The organism is Actinoallomurus sp. NBC_01490 (assembly GCF_036227085.1).
Lineage (GTDB): Bacteria > Actinomycetota > Actinomycetes > Streptosporangiales > Streptosporangiaceae > Actinoallomurus > Actinoallomurus oryzae.
The window spans coordinates 4,531,888-4,549,657 of sequence record NZ_CP109433.1; the positions used below are offsets into that span (position 1 = coordinate 4,531,888).

Below are 17,770 nucleotides of genomic sequence, written 5' to 3' on the forward strand. Positions count from 1 at the left end.
AAGGCAGATGAGGTGACAGGTGTCTTCAGCATTCCCAAGGTTCCCCGGATCGCCGGGGTGGTCACAGGTGTCGTCGTGCTCACGCTGTCGGTCGCGGCGCCGGTGCGCGCCTCGGCCGCCGGATCGGTCGGCGCCACCGGCTTGCGGGCCGACGGGCTGACCGACCCGGTGGGGATCGATGACCAGCGTCCCACGCTGAGCTGGCGCCTCGCGTCCGCGCAGCGTGACGCGGCCCAAAGCGCATACGAGATCCGCGCGGCCGGTGACGAGAGCCGGCTCGGCCACGCCGGCCTCTGGGACTCCGGCAAGGTCGCCTCCACGGCGGTGAGCGCCGCCTACGGCGGACCGGCGCCGGGTTCTCGCGGCCGGGTCGTCTGGCAGGTGCGGATCTGGGACGGGAGGGGGCGCGTGTCCGAGTGGAGCGCGCCCGCCCGCTGGGAGATGGGGCTGCTCCAGCCGGCCGACTGGAAGGCCCAGTGGATCGGTAACCCCGACTGGACCGCCCGGCAACCCACTCCGGTGACGGTCAAGCTCCCGGCACAGACGTCCCGCTACGTACGGCTGGACGTCACCCGGCTCGGCCTTCCGATCAAAGAGGGCTGGCCGTACGAGGTGTCGCGGCTGCAACTCGCCGAGATCGTCGTGAGCGACAGCGCCGACCCGGGCACCGACCTGGCGTTGAACGCGCCGGTGACCGCGACCGACGTGTACACCGCCGCGGGCTCGTGGGAGCCGAGGTTCGTCACGGACGGCGCGCTCACCACCGACAAGCCGCCGTTCGGCTACACCAGCCTGGAGCACAAGGACCAGGACCTGACCGACCCGATCACCATCACCCTGGACCTGGGGCAGAAGAAGCATTTCGACCAGGTCCTGCTCTACCCGCGCACGGACACGCTCACCGACGACGGCCGGACGCCGAACTTCCCCGAGGACTTCACCGTCCAGACCTCCGGCGACGGCTCGGCGTTCGACACCGTCGCCACCGTGAAGGGGCAGGCGGCGCCGCCCCCGATCCACGGCACACCCGGCGCGCTACCCGTCTTCGCCAAGGACTTCCAGGTCGGCGCGGAGGTCCGCAGCGCCCGCCTGTACGCCACCGGACTCGGCGTGTACGACGCGAAGCTCAACGGCCACCCGATCGGTGACGCCGTCCTCGAACCACCGAACACCGCCTATGACCAGCGCGTCGTCTACTCCACGTACGACGTGACGCGGTTGCTGCACCACGGCGGCAACAGCCTCAACGTCGAACTCGGCAACGGCATGGCCAACGTGCCCCCCACGGCGAGCCGGTACGAGAAGCTGACCCGCAGCGACGGCCTGCCGAAGTTCATCGGTCAGCTGGAGATCACCTACGCCGATGGCACACGCACGACCGTCGCGACGGACACCTCCTGGCGCACCGCGCTGGGCTCCACGACCTTCACCAACTGGTACGGCGGCGAGGACACCGACGCGCGCCGGGCCCCCGACGGCTGGCAGGACGCCGTCAAGGTCGACTCGCCGACGAAGCAACTGGTCGCCCGCGCCGCCCCACCGATCAAGGTCGTGCAGACCCTGCACGCGAAGAAGATCACCGAGCCGAAGGCCGGCGTCTACGTCGTCGACCTCGGCACGAACTTCGCGGGCTGGGAGAGTCTGCGGGTCAGCGGCCCGGCCGGTACCAAGGTCACGATGCGGCCGGGCGAGCTGCTGAACTCCGACGGCACGGTCAGCCAGGCCACCACCGGCTCGCCCATCTGGGACACCTACACGTTGTCCGGCAAGGGCGTCGAGACCTGGCATCCGCGCTTCGCCTACCACGGCTTCCGCTACCTGCAGGTCGAGGGGCTCCCCACCGCGCCGGACGAGGACACCGTGACCGGCCTGGTGCTGCGCGCCGCCAACGACACCGCCGGCACGTTCACCGGCTCCAACCCGCTCATCAACGACATCCACACGATCATCGATCGGGCGATCCAGAGCAACATGTACTCCGTCCTGACCGACTGCCCCCATCGGGAGAAACTCGGCTGGCTGGAGGAGGACAACCTCGTCTTCGGCTCGGTCGCCCGGAACTACGACGTCGCCGCCTACTACCGCGAGCTCGTCCGCAACATGGCCGAGGCACAGACCGCCGACGGCCTCGTGCCGGACATCGCGCCGGAGTACACGGTGTTCTCCGGCGGTTTCCGCGACGACCCGAACTGGGGCGGTTCGCTCGTCCTCGCGCCGTGGCAGCTGTACGAGACCTACGGCGACACGGCGACGATGCGGACCTACTACCCGAACATGCGGCGGTACCTGGACTACCTGTCGTCCAAGGCAGAGGGCGACCTGCTCGACTACGGCCTCGGCGACTGGATCACCTTCGACAACAGCACGCCCGTCGGCGTGACGGCCTCCTTCGGCTACTACCGGGTCGCCTCGGCCATGAGCGGCATCGCCCGGGTGCTCGGCAAGGCGGACGACGCGCAGCGCTACGCCGCGCTCGCCACCCGCATCGGCGCGGCGTTCAACGCCGAGTATCTCAAGGGCGACACGTACGCGTCCGGCAGCCAGGCGAGCGACGCGCTCGCGCTCGACATGGGCGTCGTGCCCGCCGACCGGCGGCAGGCCGTGCTCGACCACCTGACCGCGAGCATCAAGGCGAACGGCTACCACCTGACCGTCGGGGAGATCGCGCTTCCGTCGGTGTTCCGTGTGCTGTCCGCGGCGGGCCGGGACGACCTGATCTACACCGTCGCCACGCAGACCGGCAACCCGAGCTACGGCTACCAGGTGACGCATGGCGCGACGTCCCTCACCGAGAACTGGGACGGCCCCACGTCCGGCAACTCGCAGAACCACTTCATGCTCGGCGCGATCGACGAGTGGTTCGGGTCCGGGCTCGCGGGCATCGGCCAGGCCGACGGCTCCGTCGCCTTCGAGCACCTGCGCATCCGCCCGGCCGTCGTCGGCGACCTGACGCACGCGGCCGCCTCGTACGAGACGCCGCGCGGCACCGTCACCAGTTCCTGGAACCGTTCGGGGAGCACGCTCAAGCTCGACGTGACCGTCCCGCCGGGCGCGCCGGCGCGCGTCGAGGTCCCGCTCCTGGGCGGCACCGGCCGGCCCGCGGCCCCGCCCGGCGCCACCTGGATCGGCGTCCAGGACGGCCGCGGCGTCTTCCAGGTCGGCTCCGGCCACTGGACCTTCACGGCGCGGGGGGCGGCATGAACATCATCGGCAGGCTCGCGGCCCTCTGCCTGGCCGTACTCCTCAGCGGGGCGGTGCTCGCCGCGCCCGCGCGGGCGGCGGTCGACACCGACCTCACGAACTTCGACCCGGCCGGGAACCAGGTCGTGCGCTTCGACACCGACGGCAACGCGGTGGACGCCCACGACGGGGCGATCACGAGGTTCGGCGACACCTACTACCTGTACGGCACCAGCTACGACTGTGGCTACCAGTGGCAGTACAACACCACGTTCTGCGGCTTCAAGGTCTACTCCTCGCCCGACCTCGCGCACTGGACCGACCGGGGGTACGTCGTGCCGCCCCGCGACTGCCGCTACTGCTTCCGCCCGCACGTCGTCCACGACGCCGCGACCCACCGGTACGTCATGTGGGTCAACGACCAGGACGCGGCGGACAGGTTCCGCGTCTACACGAGCGCCCGGCCGACCGGGCCGTTCACCGAACAACCGGTGCCCGACCTGCCGGACCAGACCCACTGCACCGCCGACCTCGACGTGTTCGTCGACGACGACGGCGCCGGCTACCTCGTCTGCAGCAACGCCGGCTGGCACATCGCGGTCATCAAGCTCACCTCGGACTATCTGCGGGCCGCCGGTCCGTACGACATCACCGGGGTGACCCGGGTCGAGGCGCCCTCGCTCTTCAAGCGGAACGGCGTCTACTACCTGACGATGTCCGACCCGAACTGCGGCTACTGCACCGGAACCGGCACGTCGTACCTCACGGCGAGCAGCCCGCTCGGCCCGTGGCACGGCCGCGACGCCTGGACCGCCGAGGACGGCGCGCTGGTCGCCCGCGGCGGCCTGTACGGCCTGTCGCAGGAGGGTGAGGACTGGACCGACTACACCTTCTCCTTCGACGTCGCGCCGTTGCCGACGGCCACCGGCACGGCGGCACAGGCCGGGTTCGCCCTGCGGATGAACACCGACGACCACGGCTACCTCTTCCTGCTGAACGGCACGGCGTCCGGCAAGGGCACGCTGAGCGTGCTGCGCCGCGCGGGCGCCACGACGGCGAGCCACGTCGTGCCCCTGGCCGAGCCGATCGTCGCGGGGGAGTGGCACCACGTGTCGGTCACGGCGGCCGGCTCGACGTTCACCACCGCGATCGACGGCGTCCAGGTCGACACCTACACCGACGCGACGTACCCGGTGGGCAAGGTCGGCTTCCGCGAGTGGAACGGCGCGAACCTGGAGTCCGCGAGGTTCGACGACGTCCAGGTCACCTCCTCCTCCGGCGCGACGTTGCTGTCCGACGACTTCTCCGGCGGCTTCTCGCGATGGGTCGTCCCGACGTCCGGCGTGAAGATCAGCGACAACTCGTGCGGCGGGCAGCCCGCGCAGGTCGCGACCCTGCCGCAGCGCCACGGCACGCCGGAGTACCTCTACTTCAGCGACCTGTGGGACTTCCACACCAATGAGGCCCTGGCCAACTTCTACTGGCAGCCGCTGTCGTTCGCCGCGGACGGTTCCATCCAGCCGCTGACCTGCACGAACGGGCGGATACACCTGAATCCCGGCCATCCGGGCCGGCAGCGGCCGATCCCCGGGCTCGACCAGACCAGCGGCGTCACGGGGTTCCGCACGGCCTGTGACATCGCGGGCGGCGAACGACGCGAGCAGACCTTCACGGGGGGCCGGAGCGGACGGCTCACCTCACTCGCCGTGACGGTCTTCAAGGACGGGACCGAAGAGGGCCGGGTGCTCCGCACGCCGCCGTCCGACCCGCTGACGGTCGAACTGCGCGACGGTTCGCGGACGGTGTGGTCGGCCACGGTCCCGGCGGACACGGTCGGCTGGTCCGCCCGTGACGTCGTCCTCCATCCCCGCGTCCACGTCACACGCGGTCACCCGTACGCCCTCGTCCTCGCCTCGGCGACCACCGTCGGCTGTTACGGCTTCGCCTTCGACGACCAGAACCCCTATCCCGGTGGCACCGCGGCGGTGAGCACCGACGCGGGCGGCACGTTCACCCCCGAACCCGGCCGCGACCTGAAGTTCCACACGGAGGTCTCGTGAGACCCATCCCCTTCTGCGCGAAGGTCGCCGTGCTCGCGCTGGCGGCCGGGTGGACGGCGCTGCCGGCCCACGCGTCCCCTGCCGACGCGGGTGCGGCGCGGCTGACCGCCGGGGAACCGCGCACCGACGCTCTGCGCACCCCGCTCGGGATCGACGATGCCACCCCCACTCTGAGCTGGCGGCCTCGCGCCTCCGGGCATGACGAGGCACAGACCGCCTACCAGGTCGAGGTGGCGTCCTCCCCGGGCCGCCTGGACGATCCGGACCTGTGGGACTCCGGCAAGGTCGCCTCGGCGGACCCGAGCGCCTCCTACGCCGGTCGAGCGCCGGCCTCGCGGCAGCGGGTCTGGTGGCGGGTCCGGATCTGGGACGCCCGCGGCACGGCCTCACCCTGGACCGCGCCGTCATGGTGGGAGATGGGACTCCTCGACAAGGGCGACTGGTCGGCGAAGTGGGTCGGTGACGACCGGTGGATCAACCGCCGGCCCACCCCGGTGACGGTCACCGTGCCCGCGCAGGACGCCCGGTACGTACGCCTGGACGTCACCCGGCTGGGCCTGCCGATCACCGAGGGCGGCTCGCTGCTGTCCCGGCTCCAGCTCGCCGAGATCGCCGTCTCCGACTCCGCTCATCCCGATGAGGACCTGGCCAAGGGCGCGGCGGTCACCGCGTCGGAGGTGCGCGACTATCCCGGCAAGTGGGAGCCGCCCTACCTGACCGACGGGTCGCTCACCACCGAGCGGGCGCCGTACGGGTACACGAGCCCGGCGTACTCCTCCCAGGACCCGGGGCACCACATCTGGCTGCAGCTCGACCTCGGCCAGAGCCGCCACTTCGACCAGGTGTCGCTCTACCCGCGCACCGACGTCATGACCGGCGACGCGAAGACGCCGAACTTCCCGGTCGACTTCACCGTGCGGACGTCGGACGACGGAACGTTCACCACGGTGGCGACCGTCACCGGGCAGCGTCCGCCGCCCGCGTACCACGCCGACCTTCCCGCGCTCCCGCTCCTGGCCCGGCAGTTCTCCCTCGACCACGGCGTACGCAGCGCCCGGCTCTACGTCACCGCGCTGGGCCTCTACGAGGCCACGATCAACGGCCGGCCGGTCAGCGACGCGGTGCTGGAACCGCCGAACACCGACTACCGCAAGCGCGTCGTCTACTCCACCTACGACGTGACCCGGCTGCTGCGCGAGGGCGGCAACGCGATCGGCGTACGGCTCGGCAACGGGACCTACAACGTCGCCCCCACCGCCGACCGGTACACCAAGTACGTCGGCGCGCAGGGGCCGCCGCGGCTGCTCGCGCAACTGGAGGTGACGCTTTCGGACGGGTCGACCCGGCGCATCGCCACCGACTCCTCATGGCGCACCGCGCTCGGACCGACCACCTTCTCCCAGTGGTACGGCGGCGAGGACGAGGACGCGCGGTCGGCGAAGACGGGATGGGACCGCGCCGACGCCGACCTGAGCGGCTGGACGCCGGCCGTCGAGACCGCCGATCCGGGCATCACCCTGGCCGCACGGATGTCCCCGCCGATCGTCCCGGTCGGCGCCGCGCACACCGTGCGGGTCACCCGGCCGGCCGCCGGGACGTACGTCTTCGACCTGGGCGCCAACGTCGTGGGCTGGCCGGTGCTGCACGTCCGGGGCCCGCGCGGAACGACGGTCACGGTCAAGCCCGGCGAGCGGCTGGGCGCGGACGGCCTGGTCGACCAGGGCACCATGATCGCCGGAGGCGACCGCACTCCGCCGATCGCCGACCACTACACGCTCGCGGGCGCCGGCACGGAGACGTGGCATCCGCGCTTCGTCTATCACGGGTTCCGGTATCTGCAGGTGACCGGCCTGCCTTCGCCGCCGTCCGCGAGCGCCGCCGACGCGGTCATCCTGCGCGCGGACAACGCGACGGCCGGTTCGTTCACCAGCTCCGACCTGCTGCTGAACGGGATACACCGCATCGTCGGCAACGCGATCGCCGGCAACATGTTCAGCACCCTCACCGACTGCCCGGACCGCGAGAAGCTCGGCTGGCTGGAGGAGACCCACCTGGAGCAGGGCTCGGTCACCCGTGACTTCGACGTCGAGGCCTACTACCGGGACCTTCTGCGGAACGTCGCCGAGGCGCAGCTGCCCGACGGCCATGTGCCGGACATCGCCCCCGAGTACGTGGTGTTCAGCGGCTCGGCCCGCGACGACCCCAACTGGGGGAGCGCGATCATCATGGCGGCCTGGCAGCACTACCAGGCCTACGGCGACCTCGCCACCCTGCGCACGTACTTCCCGGCGATGCGGAAGTACTTCGACTACCTGACGTCCAAGGCGAGCGGCTCCCTGCTCGACTACGGCTACGGCGACTGGGCGAGCACCGACTCCTCGACCCCGGTCGGGATCGCCGCGTCGTACGCGTACCACCGGGACGCGGTCGCGCTCGGCGCGATCGCGCGCCTGCTCGGCGAGGACGCGTCCGGCTACGAGTCCACGGCCCAGAAGATCGCCGGGGCGTTCAACGCGAAGTACCTGAAGAACGGGACCTACGGCTCGGGCAGCCAGGCGGGAGACGCCTTCGCGCTCGACATGGGCGTCGTCCCGGCCGATCAGAAGAAGGCCGTCACCGACCACCTGGTCGCGGCCATCCAGGCGAAGGGCTACCACCTCACCGTCGGCGAGATCGCGCTTCCCGCGGTGTTCCGCGTGCTGTCCGCCGCCGGCCGCGACGACGTGCTCCTGGAGGTCGCTCAGCAGGTCACCGCGCCCAGCTACGGCTACCAGGTGGTCCACGGCGCGACCGCGCTGACGGAGTACTGGGACGGCCCCACCGGCTACGGCTCGCAGAACCACTTCATGCTCGGCGCGATCGACGAGTGGTTCAGCGCGGGCCTGGCGGGGATCCGCCAGGCCGACGGCGGCACCGCCTACCGGCAGCTGGTGATCCGGCCCGCCGTGGTCGGCGACCTCCAGGCCGCGAGCGGCACGTACGAGACACCGCGGGGCCGGGTCGCGAGCGCGTGGCGGCGCGAGGGTCGTACGCTCCGGCTCGACGTCACGGTCCCGCCGGGCGCCCCGGCGCGCGTCGAGGTGCCACTGCCCGGCGGCAGGGCGGGCGCCACACCGGCGGGCGCGACGTACGTGGGAGTCCAGGACGGCCGTGCCGTGTACCAGGTCGGCTCGGGGCACTGGACCTTCACCGCGCCGGCCACTCCGGTGGCGGCGCCCGGTGACCAGCTCGCCGTCGAGCCGCCGTTCGGCACGTCCGTGCCGATCGTGTCCGGTCACCCGGCGAGCGCGCGGTTCCGCGTGACGAACCTGGAGGACCACGCGGTGACCGTACGGCCACGCGCGACGGCGTCGTCCGGCCTGTCCGTCTCGGCCTCATCCGGTGCGGTTCGGATTCCCGCGCACGGTTCGGCGGCCGTTCCGGTCACGGTGAGCGCGGCCCCGGGCACGTCGAAGGGCACGGTGACGCTGACGGTGGGTGCGCGGAGCGCGGTGATCCCGGCCGAGGTCACGGCGAACCTCGTGCGCGTCGCGACGATGTCGGCGTCCAGCACGCACAGCGGCTCCGACCCGGCGTGGGCGAATGACGGTGGCACCGGCTCCGAGGTCTGGCTGAACGGCGTCGGCGGCTGGAACGACGACACCGCGGGCGACTTCCCCGACACGCTCACCGCGACCTGGGCCGCTCCGGTCTCCCTGGGCCGGGTGCGCGTGCTGACCCTCGACAGCGGCAAGTCCCCGGCGTCGAAGGTGGGGCTGCGCGACTTCGACGCCGAGGCGCTCGTGGACGGCGACTGGCGCACGGTCGCCACGGTGCGCGGCAATACCGCGGGCACCGTCGAGCGGACGTTCGGCCAGGTCTCGGCGTCGGCTCTGCGACTCGTCGTCCGCGACTCGAACGACCACAAGTACAGCCGGGTCATGGAACTGGAGGGCTACGACTCGTGACGGCATGCTGTCCACTAAAGTTATCTGAGTAACTCAGGAAAAAATTGAGGAGCGTTCATCGTGGCCAAGCTGGAGATCATCGTCGCGAGCACCCGTCCCGGGCGGGTCGGCCTGCCGATCGGGCAGTGGGTCGAGAAGGAGGCGGCGGCGCACGGCGGCTTCTCCGAGGTCGAACTCGTCGACCTGGCCGAGGTGAACCTCCCGTTCATGGACGAGCCCAACCACCCGCGGCTCCGCCGGTACACGCACCAGCACACGCTCGACTGGAGCGCGAAGGTCGCCGAGGCGGACGCGTTCGTCTTCGTCATGCCCGAGTACAACAGCGGCATCAACGCGCCGCTGAAGAACGCCCTGGACTACCTGAACCACGAGTGGCACTACAAGCCGGTCGGCCTGGTCAGCTACGGGGGCGTCTCGGGCGGGGTCCGCGCCGCCCAGATGGTCAAGCAGGTGGTGACGACGCTGCGGATGACCCCGATCCTGGAGGCCGTCGCCATCCCGTTCGTCGCGCAGTTCTTCGACGAGGAGGACAACCTCCTGCCGAACGACGTCATGATGGCATCGGCCAAGGCGATGTTCGACGAACTGTTCCGGGTGGCCGAGGCGCTGCGCCCGCTGCGCGAGGCCGCCGAGACGAGATGAGGGAGGGCCATGGACGAGGTTCGCCGGGTCTGCCGGCGTTACCACGCCGCGATCGAGCTGATCGGCGCTCGCTGGAGCGGGGCGATCCTCCGCGTCCTGTTCACCGATCAGCACCGGTACGCCCAGATCAAGGCGGCGGTGCCGGGCCTCAGCGACACGATGCTGGCCGAACGCCTGCGCAGCCTGGAGGCCGACGGCCTCATCGAGCGGCGGGTGATCCCGTCCTCGCCGGTCCAGGTCGAGTACCACCTGACGGACAAGGGCCGCGACCTGGAGCCGGTGCTGGAGGCGGTGATCTCCTGGGCGCACAAGTGGATCCCGCTGCCGGATGACGCGCACGCCCCGGCGGCGGGATCGCGGGTCAGCGGTCCCCGCCCGGCGCCGGAGCGCTGACCAGGCGCGGCTCCGCCCGGCGAGCCACGCGGCCGACGCCGGCGACGGTGAGCCGGGTGACCGGGCCCCGGCGCGCCATGACCGTCGCCTGGGCGAGGACGATCGCGGTCAGGACGCCGATGACCACGTCGTACGGCACGGCCGGCACGCCGGCGTGGACCATCGACAGGTGGCCGAGGAGGAGCAGGATCATGCTGCGGCCGACGACGGCGATCGCCGAGATGATGCGCTCGTCCCTCCGCACGCCCCGGTCGGCCGCCAGGGCCCGGATGAGGCCGAGGGCCACCGCCAGGCAGACGATCTCGGCGGCGAACAGCGCGCCGGACGGCCGGCGCGCGGTGGCCGGGATCAGCGCGGTTCCGGCCGTCCAGCAGCAGGCGCTGAACACGCACGTCCACACGCGGCCGTGGCGGACCAGGAACGTGCGCTTGCCGAACATCGCGTCACCGCGGACGTCGCGGAAGTCCTTCAGCAGGATCCGGCCGACGAAGCCCGCGTACAGGCCCGCGAGCAGCAGCAGGTCGCCCGGGCGCGCGTTCGCCCGTACGGCGAACACGCCCAGCAGGTACGGCACCGCGACGTAGCACGCGGGCAGTACGAGCGACGCCACCGCGCCCCGCTCGGCGAGGCGTACCGGGCGCAGTGAGTAGCCGGCGCTCAGCGCCAGGCCGGCGGCGGTGACGGCGACCGCCGGCCAGTGCAGCGTCGCGCTCACCGCGAGCGCGCCGGCCGCGCCGACCACGCCCGTCACCAGGAGGTCGCGGCGGCTCGCCGCGCCGGTCACCAGCGGGCGGCGCGCGTCGCCCGGCAGGTTCACCCGGTCGATCGCCTCGTCGGCGAGGTCGTTGCAGGCGACCGAGAAGACCAGGAAGCCGGCGACGACGGCCAGCACGCGGGCCAGGAGCAGGCGGTCCTCGCCGTGCCCGGCCTGGGCCAGTCCGGTCGCGGCGAACATTCCGAGCAGCATGATGACCGCCGGGCGGGCGACGAGCACGAGCAGGCGCAGACGGCGGATCATTTGTTGCTCCCGAAGCCGTTCATGAGGAGTACGAGGGCGGCGGTCACCGCGAGGGCGACGAGGTGAGCGCGACGGTGATCACAGCGGCGGCCACGGCGGCGAGGCCGAGCAGGAGGGTGCGAGGCCACGACCGGCGGCGTGGCGGCGAGAGAGCTCCATCGGGGTTCATGCACCCGAGCATCCGCCGCCGCGCCGCCGGGCGCCTGAGCACGATGACCCGAGTGCGGCTGAGTATTGCTACCTACTCGATGCCCTCTTCCAGGGCATAGCGGACGAGCTGGGCCTTGTTGCGCAGTTGCAGCTTCGTCAGGGTGTTGTGCACGTGGTTCTGCACCGTACGGGGCGACAGCACGAGGCGTTCGGCGATCTGCGGATAGGTCAGGCCCTTGGCGACCAGCCGCAGCACCTCGGTCTCCCGTGCCGTCAGCCGGGGCGTGTCCGGTGCCGGGCCGGCGGCGAGTTTGCGGTACTCCCCGAGCACCAGGCCCGCCAGCCCCGGGGTGAAGACCGCCTCCCCGGCGGCCGTCGCGCGCACGGCCGCGACGAGCTCCTCCAGCCGCGCCGACTTCACCAGGTAGCCGGTCGCGCCCGCGGTCACGGCGTCCAGGACGTCCCGGCGCTCGCCGCTCGCCGACAGGACGAGCACCCGGAGCGACGGCCTGCGCATCCGCGCGATGAGCTCCGCGCCGGAAAGGCCGGGAAGGTTCAGGTCGAGCAGGACGACCTGCGGGCGCGTCGCGGCGACCACCCGCAGCGCCTGGACCCCGTCGCCCGCCGTGCCGACCACCGCGAAGCCCGCCTCGGCGAGGTCCCGCGCGACCCCGTCGCGCCACATCGGGTGGTCGTCGACCACGAGCACGCGGATGCGGCCGTCGTCGTGCCCGCCGCCGTCCGGGGGCCCGGCCTCGTACGGCTCCTCGCCGTACGGCTGGCGCTCATCGCGTGACACTGAGCTCCACCTCGGTCCCCTGACCCGGCGACGACGTGACCTGGGCCGTGCCGCCGATCTCCCGCATCCGGCCCACGATCGACTGTGCCACGCCGAGGCGCCCCGCCTCCACCGCCCGCGCGAGCCGGCCCGGTGCGAACCCGGCGCCGTCGTCGCGGACGCTCACCGTCACGACGTCGTCCTCGTCCTCGACGAGCACCCATGCCGCGGCGCCGGCGCCGGCGTGGCGGCGCACGTTGTCCAGCGCGGCGCCCACCGCCGCGCCGATCGCCTCCGCGGTGGCGGCCGGCAGCGGTACCGGGTCGGCCGGGACGGAGACGGTGACGCGTTCGGCGGCGTACGGCTCCAGGAGGGCGCGCAGGTCCAGCTCTCCGGAGGCGGCGGCGGGGGGCGTGGCCACGAGCGTGCGCAGTGCCGTCTCGCCCGCACCGGCGAGCCGGCCGAGCTCGGCCGCCTCGCCGCCCAGCTCCCGTCCGCGCCGGCTCACCAGCGCCAGCACCTGCAGCACCGAGTCATGGACCTCGCGGGCGATCCGCTCCCGCTCGGCCGTGGCCGCCTCCAGCCGGGCCACGCGTTCCACGGCGGCCTCGGCGCGGGTGCCGAGGCGTACGACGTAGCCGCCGACCACCCCGGTGATCAGCAGGAGCACGACGCCGTTGAAGGTGTTCGGCGCGAGGGTCGCCCGCTCGGCCACGTCGGCGGCCGAGACGGCCGCCGCCCCGGCCAGACCCGCCCACGGCCCGCCGGTGACCGCGCAGGCAAGGACCGACGCCGCCGCCCACGACACCGGCAGGGTCGGCGAGCCGTGGTCGATGTGGAAGGCCGTGTCGACCCAGCGCGTGCCCAGAACCAGCGCCACCGCGACCAGGACGTCGGCCACGACGAAAGCGCGGCGACGCAGCGCGGGCCGCGCGTACACGGCGGTCGCCAGCGCGGTCCACCCGGCCATCACCGCGAGGGCGAGCAGACCGCCCAGCGGATGCGCGTAGCCGTGCCGGTGGCGGAGGATGAGCGCGGCGGCGTACACGAGCGTGGCCAGGCGGAACGCCGCGGTCGCCCGCCACAGCTGTACGACCACGGCGGAGCGGTCCGCCCGGTCAGGCGTTCCAGGCTTCGGTGAACTCCGCCTGGTTGATCTTGCCGTCCCGGTCCTTGTCGGCGTGCTCCCAGATCGAGTCGATCTCGTCGCCGGTGACCTGCTCGTGGCGCGCGGTCATGGCGAGCTTGAACTCCACGGCGGTGATGTAACCGTCACCGTCGTAGTCGAATTCCTTGAACGTCGCGGCGGCGTCGGCGGGCGTGGTCACGGCGGGCTCCCGGTGCTCGAAGTACTGCGGCGTTCAGCATGAAAGCACACAATCGGGTCGACACACGCCGAAAACCCGGCGGCCGGTGGAAGACTCCCACCGGCCGCCGGTCCAGGGTCGTCAGGTGCAGGGGCCCTCGTCGGACCAGACGTCGGCCGTGCCCGGAGTCTCACCCTGGGTCCACCACTTGGCCTTGTAGGTGTGCTTGGAGTAGGTCACCTCCATGCCGCCCGTGTAGACGCTGGTGGCGTTCCAGGCCGGAGCCGTGCACGCGCCCGGCGCCGGGTCGGTGGGCGGGGGAGAGGCCGGCGCGCCGCCGAACGCCGCGGTGAACTTGGTGAAGTCCCAGGCGCCCTGCGTGACGCTGGAGCAGGTGCCGGAGGTCTGCCCGTTGTTGTCCGGAGGGCTGCACTGCCGGTCCCGGTTCACCGACCAGAAGGTGAAGCGCGACAGGCCGTGCGAGGTGGCGTAGTCCAGCACCGCCTGGAAGTCGGCCTGCCGGAAGTACTCGCCGGTGTCGGAGCGCCCGTTCATCAGCGACACGCCCTCGTGGGCGTACGCGGTGGCGCTGCTCCAGCCGAACGTGCTCATCAGCGTCGAGTGGAAGCCCTCCAGCGCGCTGATCTGCGCCGCCGAGCCGTTGAACCCGCCGTCGAACGGCATGATCGCGTAGTTGGCGGGGGTGAAGCCCTGGCTCTTGGCCTCGGCCAGCATCTGCTTGCCGAACCAGCCCGTGCCCTCGCCGCCGGTCGTGCCGGCCGTGGTGACCGAGACGTACAGGCCGGGGTTGTTCTGTTGCAGGATCTTGGCCGCGCCGATCTCGTTGTGGATCGCCGTCGCGTTCTCGTACTCCGGCTCCTCCAGGTCGAAGTCGATCGCCTTGAGCGCGTACTTGCTGACCACCTGCTGGTACGCCGCCGCGGTCGAGGACGGGTCGCCGCAGGTCTGGCCGAGCTTGGTGCCGCCGTAGCCGCCGGCCGAGACGGTCACGTCGCCGCCGGCCGCCCGGATCCCGTCGATCACCGACTTGGCCTGCGTGTCGGAGGAGACGGGGTGGGTGCCGTCCCAGGTCGGGCTGCACCCGCCGCCGTTCGGGGCGAGGATGAACGCGAGCTGGAAGGACTTCTGCCCGGTCGCGCTCATCACCGGGCCGAGGTCGGGCGGGCTGTTGTCGAACGGCATGACGTACGGCGCCGCGCCGTACCAGTTGCCACCGAGCGCGGCGGGGGCTGCGTGCTCACTCGCGGACGCGGCGGTGGCGCCGGAGACGGCCGAGGCCGTGCCGAGCGCCAGGGCGGCCGCGCCGACCGCGGCGGTCGCGGCGGCGAGGAGCCCACGCCGCCGTCCGGTCGTGCCTGCCTTCCATCGCATGGTCGCTTCTCCTTCGGGGGGTGAACGTACGGACCGGCCGTAGTCCTGGCGGGGACCAACCGGGGGGTGGAAGCGTTCTCTTAACCTTCTCTTAGGAAACCTTCCTGTTTGTTTCCTGGAGAGTACTCCCGAATGAGCCGTTTGCAGAGACCTACGCCGAATTCCGCTGCGAATACGGGTGTCGCAGCGGAAAACGGCACGACCGGCGCGACGTGTCGCCGTAGGCTGCGCGTCGGTCGATGCGCGGAAGAGGGATCTCGTGAGGGTTCAGACGGTGCGCCTGGCGGTCGTGGTGCTCTCGGCGGGAGTCCTCGCCGCGACGGGCTGTACGACAGAATCTTCAGGAACCGCCGGGCGGCCTCCCACCGGCGGCGCCACTGCGTCGCCCACGGCCCGGCCGACCGGGGACGTCGACCTCGCCGCCGCCGTACGGCGATGGTGGCTCCGCGTCGCGTCCATCCCCGCATCGCGCTACTTCGACTCGCGGCGGTGCGGCCTGAATCAGCCGGACACGGTCTGGCTGCTGGGCGGCGGCACGCCCAGGGGGAGGTCGGAGCGTACCTGCGCGGTTCCTGCGGGCCGGCCGATTCTGGCGCCGGTGGTGAACTATGTGATGCGAGCGGGCGATCCGCGTTCGACGCTCTCGGCGGGCCGGATGGACGTGACGCTGGACGGTCGGCCGCTGACTCCGGCCCGGGTCACGAACGGCCGGCCGTACGCGATCGCCTCCGCCGTGCCCGGCAACCCGGTGGATTTCAAGAGCGGTGAGCGGGTCGCCGACGACGGTTGGTGGGTGTTGATCGAGCCGGGACTCGCGCCGGGGAGACATCGTCTCGACATCCGCGTCTCCGGCATGGCGTCCCGGCTATGGACGCTCATCGTCTCCTGAGCCGCCCCGGCGTACGGCGTCGAGGTAGGTGCTGATGGCGTCGCGGTTTCTCGTCAGGCAGGCGATCTTGGCGTCCATCTGCTCGCGCTGGTGCTCGAGGGCGGCGATGAGGTCCGGGTCCGCGTCGCGTACGTGGATCGTGCACGGGTCGTCCAGGCACGGGAGGATCTGGCGGATGATGCTCGTCGTCAGCCCGGCGTCGAGCAGCCCGCGGATCTGGGCCACCCGGCCGACCAGGTGCTCGCCGTAGTCGCGGTAGCCGTTCGATAGGCGCTCGGGCGTCAGCAGGCCCTGCTCTTCGTAGTACCGCAGCAGGCGAGGGGGGACTCCCGTCCGCTCGGCCAGCCGACCGATCCTCACCCTGCCTCCCGGTGGACGTCTTGCCTTCACACTAGTGTGAACGTTCGAGCATGGTCCTCCATCTCGCGGCGGCGAAGAGGAGGGGCGCCGTCGGCGGCCGGAACCGGCCGGGTCAGTGCCGTCGGGCATTGGCGGTGGACGATCTGTGCGTGCCCGCCCGTACTCTCGGCGGCGTCCCTGCCTCTCCCGAAGACGGAGACTTCGTGACTGTTGTGACCGCGCCGACGGCGTCCGCGACCGTACGCCGACCCGCGACCCTGGCCGTTCTGTCGGTGGCGCAGTTCCTCATCGCCCTCGACTACTCGATCATCTACATCGCCCTGCCGAGCATCGCCGCCGACCTCGGGTTCGACTCGGCGCTCGCGCAGTGGGTGGTCAGCGCCTACGCGGTGCTGTTCGCCGGTTTCCTCGTCGTCGGCGGACGGCTGGCCGACCGCGTCGGCCCGGCCCGGCTCTTCATCGGCGCGATCGTCACCTTCGGCGTCGCCAGCGCGATCGGGGGCGCGGCCGAGGACGGCGCGGTGCTGCTGGCCGCACGTGGCGTGCAGGGACTCGGCGCGGCACTGCTGCAACCCGCGGTCCTCGGGCTCATCGGCACGACCTTCCCCGCGGGTCCGCAGCGCAGCCGCGCGCTGGTGGTCTGGGGTTCGGTCGGGGCGTCGGGTCTGGCCGCCGGGGCCGTCCTCGGCGGCCTGCTGACGACGGCGTCGTGGCGGCTCACCTTCGTCGTCAACGTGCCCCTCACGCTCCTGTGCGCGCTCGGCGCCGCCGTCTGGGTCGGGACCGGCCGGGGCCATCGGCCGACCGGCCGCATCCCGATGCTCGCCTCCGTGGTCGGTACCGGCACCGTGCTCACCCTCGTCATCGGCCTCAGCCTCGGCTCCGACCGCGGCTGGGCCTCCGCGCCGACGCTCGTCTGCCTCGGCCTGGCGGTCGCGTTGTTCGCGGTGTTCGTCCGCAACGAGCGGACCTCGCCCAACGTCCTGATCGAGCACGTCCTGCGGCGCACGCGCTCGCTGCGGTCCGGCGCGGCCGCGACCGCGCTGTACATGGCCAGCGTCGGTTCGGAGTTCTACCTGCTCACCCTGCTGCTGCAGACGACGAAGGGCTACTCGCCGCTCGAGGCGGGCGCCGCGTTCCTGCCGATGGCCGCGATGGTGACCGCCGGCAACACCGTCGCGGGCCGTGCCGTACGGCGGATCGGCCCGGACGGCGTCCTCGTCGGCGGGTTCGCCACCGCCACCGCCGGCCTGCTGTGGCTGGCACTCAGCCTGGGCGGTTCCTCGTACGCCGCCGACCTGCTGCCCGGCCTGCTGATCAGCGGCTTCGGGCACGGAGTCATCTACACCGGGATGTTCATCATCGGCACCCACGACGTGCCGCCGGAGCACCAGGGCACGGCGGGCGCGCTGCTGACGACCTCGCAGTACCTCGCCGGCGCGCTCACGGTCGCCGTGCTGACACTCGCGCTCGGCCCGTCGCCGGACGACGCGCGGTTCCGCGTGGCCTTCCTGCTCACCACCGGGGCGGCGGCAGCGGGCATGCTCCTCGCCGCCGCGCGCGGCCGGGGGAGCGCGGCGCGCGGCTAAGCGTTCCTTACCTGGGTGGACGCCGCCTGCGCCCCGGTGAACCGGTACTCAGCGATCCCGTGCCC

The 17,770-nt window shown here is 72.1% G+C and carries 13 protein-coding genes and 1 pseudogene; 7 read left to right on the plus strand and 7 right to left on the minus strand.

Features of this window, described 5'->3' with window-relative positions; translation table 11 throughout:
• Positions 1 to 12 precede the first annotated feature (12 nt).
• From OG417_RS21595 to OG417_RS21615, 5 genes are read left to right on the plus strand one after another with little or no spacing between them, the layout of a single operon-like run.
• Positions 13 to 3,201: a family 78 glycoside hydrolase catalytic domain gene (locus OG417_RS21595; RefSeq protein ID WP_329258901.1), complete on the plus strand. Its 3,189-nt coding sequence runs from the start codon at positions 13 to 15 to the stop codon at positions 3,199 to 3,201.
• Positions 3,198 to 5,240 (plus strand): family 43 glycosylhydrolase, encoded by a 2,043-nt coding sequence (locus OG417_RS21600; RefSeq protein WP_329258903.1) that lies wholly within the window; start codon positions 3,198 to 3,200, stop codon positions 5,238 to 5,240. Before OG417_RS21595 ends, OG417_RS21600 begins: the two co-directional genes overlap by 4 nt.
• Positions 5,237 to 9,187, plus strand: coding sequence for a family 78 glycoside hydrolase catalytic domain (locus OG417_RS21605; RefSeq protein ID WP_329258905.1), 3,951 nt, complete (start codon positions 5,237 to 5,239; stop codon positions 9,185 to 9,187). Before OG417_RS21600 ends, OG417_RS21605 begins: the two co-directional genes overlap by 4 nt.
• Positions 9,188 to 9,247: 60 nt before the next feature.
• Complete coding sequence (locus OG417_RS21610) at positions 9,248 to 9,829, plus strand: NADPH-dependent FMN reductase (RefSeq protein ID WP_329258908.1); 582 nt, start codon at positions 9,248 to 9,250, stop codon at positions 9,827 to 9,829.
• 9 nt (positions 9,830 to 9,838) lie between these two features.
• Positions 9,839 to 10,222 carry a winged helix-turn-helix transcriptional regulator gene (locus OG417_RS21615; protein WP_329258913.1) on the plus strand — a complete coding sequence of 128 codons (384 nt, stop codon included), beginning with the start codon at positions 9,839 to 9,841 and terminating at the stop codon, positions 10,220 to 10,222.
• Here the strand turns inward: OG417_RS21615 and OG417_RS21620 are convergent.
• From OG417_RS21620 to OG417_RS21650, 6 genes and pseudogenes are all read right to left on the minus strand, one after another.
• Positions 10,191 to 11,240, minus strand: coding sequence for a UbiA prenyltransferase family protein (locus OG417_RS21620; RefSeq protein ID WP_329258915.1), 1,050 nt, complete (start codon positions 11,238 to 11,240; stop codon positions 10,191 to 10,193). The genes OG417_RS21615 and OG417_RS21620 overlap by 32 nt on opposite strands.
• 43 nt (positions 11,241 to 11,283) lie before the next feature.
• Positions 11,284 to 11,409 (minus strand): hypothetical protein, encoded by a 126-nt coding sequence (locus OG417_RS21625; RefSeq protein WP_329258917.1) that lies wholly within the window; start codon positions 11,407 to 11,409, stop codon positions 11,284 to 11,286.
• A 72-nt stretch (positions 11,410 to 11,481) separates the two neighbouring features.
• Positions 11,482 to 12,105, minus strand: a complete 624-nt coding sequence (locus OG417_RS21630; RefSeq protein ID WP_329262452.1) for a response regulator transcription factor — start codon at positions 12,103 to 12,105, stop codon at positions 11,482 to 11,484.
• 70 nt (positions 12,106 to 12,175) lie between these two features.
• Positions 12,176 to 13,273, minus strand: a pseudogene (macS, locus tag OG417_RS54370) (MacS family sensor histidine kinase); the annotation flags it as partial.
• 13 nt (positions 13,274 to 13,286) lie between these two features.
• Positions 13,287 to 13,496: an EF-hand domain-containing protein gene (locus OG417_RS21645; RefSeq protein ID WP_329258920.1), complete on the minus strand. Its 210-nt coding sequence runs from the start codon at positions 13,494 to 13,496 to the stop codon at positions 13,287 to 13,289.
• A gap of 120 nt (positions 13,497 to 13,616) precedes the next feature.
• Positions 13,617 to 14,867, minus strand: coding sequence for a carbohydrate-binding protein (locus tag OG417_RS21650; protein ID WP_329258923.1), 1,251 nt, complete (start codon positions 14,865 to 14,867; stop codon positions 13,617 to 13,619).
• Positions 14,868 to 15,126: 259 nt separating this feature from the next.
• On the opposite strand from OG417_RS21650, the gene OG417_RS21655 reads away from it, so the two are divergent.
• Positions 15,127 to 15,756, plus strand: coding sequence for a hypothetical protein (locus OG417_RS21655; protein ID WP_329258926.1), 630 nt, complete (start codon positions 15,127 to 15,129; stop codon positions 15,754 to 15,756).
• Here the strand turns inward: OG417_RS21655 and OG417_RS21660 are convergent.
• Positions 15,733 to 16,116, minus strand: a complete 384-nt coding sequence (locus OG417_RS21660) for a MerR family transcriptional regulator (RefSeq protein WP_329258929.1) — start codon at positions 16,114 to 16,116, stop codon at positions 15,733 to 15,735. The genes OG417_RS21655 and OG417_RS21660 overlap by 24 nt on opposite strands.
• A gap of 203 nt (positions 16,117 to 16,319) precedes the next feature.
• Here OG417_RS21660 and OG417_RS21665 point away from each other — a divergent pair, with 203 nt between their 5' ends.
• Positions 16,320 to 17,705, plus strand: a complete 1,386-nt coding sequence (locus tag OG417_RS21665; protein WP_329258930.1) for an MFS transporter — start codon at positions 16,320 to 16,322, stop codon at positions 17,703 to 17,705.
• Positions 17,706 to 17,770 lie beyond the last annotated feature (65 nt).

What these genes read in the sequence shown, in the direction of transcription:
- OG417_RS21600 (WP_329258903.1), top strand. Translation starts at nt 3,198, where the DNA reads ATGAACATCATCGGCAGGCTCGCGGCCCTCTGCCTGGCCGTACTCCTC.
- OG417_RS21615 (WP_329258913.1), top strand. Translation starts at nt 9,839, where the DNA reads ATGGACGAGGTTCGCCGGGTCTGCCGGCGTTACCACGCCGCGATCGAG.
- OG417_RS21620 (WP_329258915.1), bottom strand. Translation starts at nt 11,240, where the DNA reads ATGATCCGCCGTCTGCGCCTGCTCGTGCTCGTCGCCCGCCCGGCGGTC.
- OG417_RS21625 (WP_329258917.1), bottom strand. Translation starts at nt 11,409, where the DNA reads ATGAACCCCGATGGAGCTCTCTCGCCGCCACGCCGCCGGTCGTGGCCT.
- OG417_RS21650 (WP_329258923.1), bottom strand. Translation starts at nt 14,867, where the DNA reads ATGCGATGGAAGGCAGGCACGACCGGACGGCGGCGTGGGCTCCTCGCC.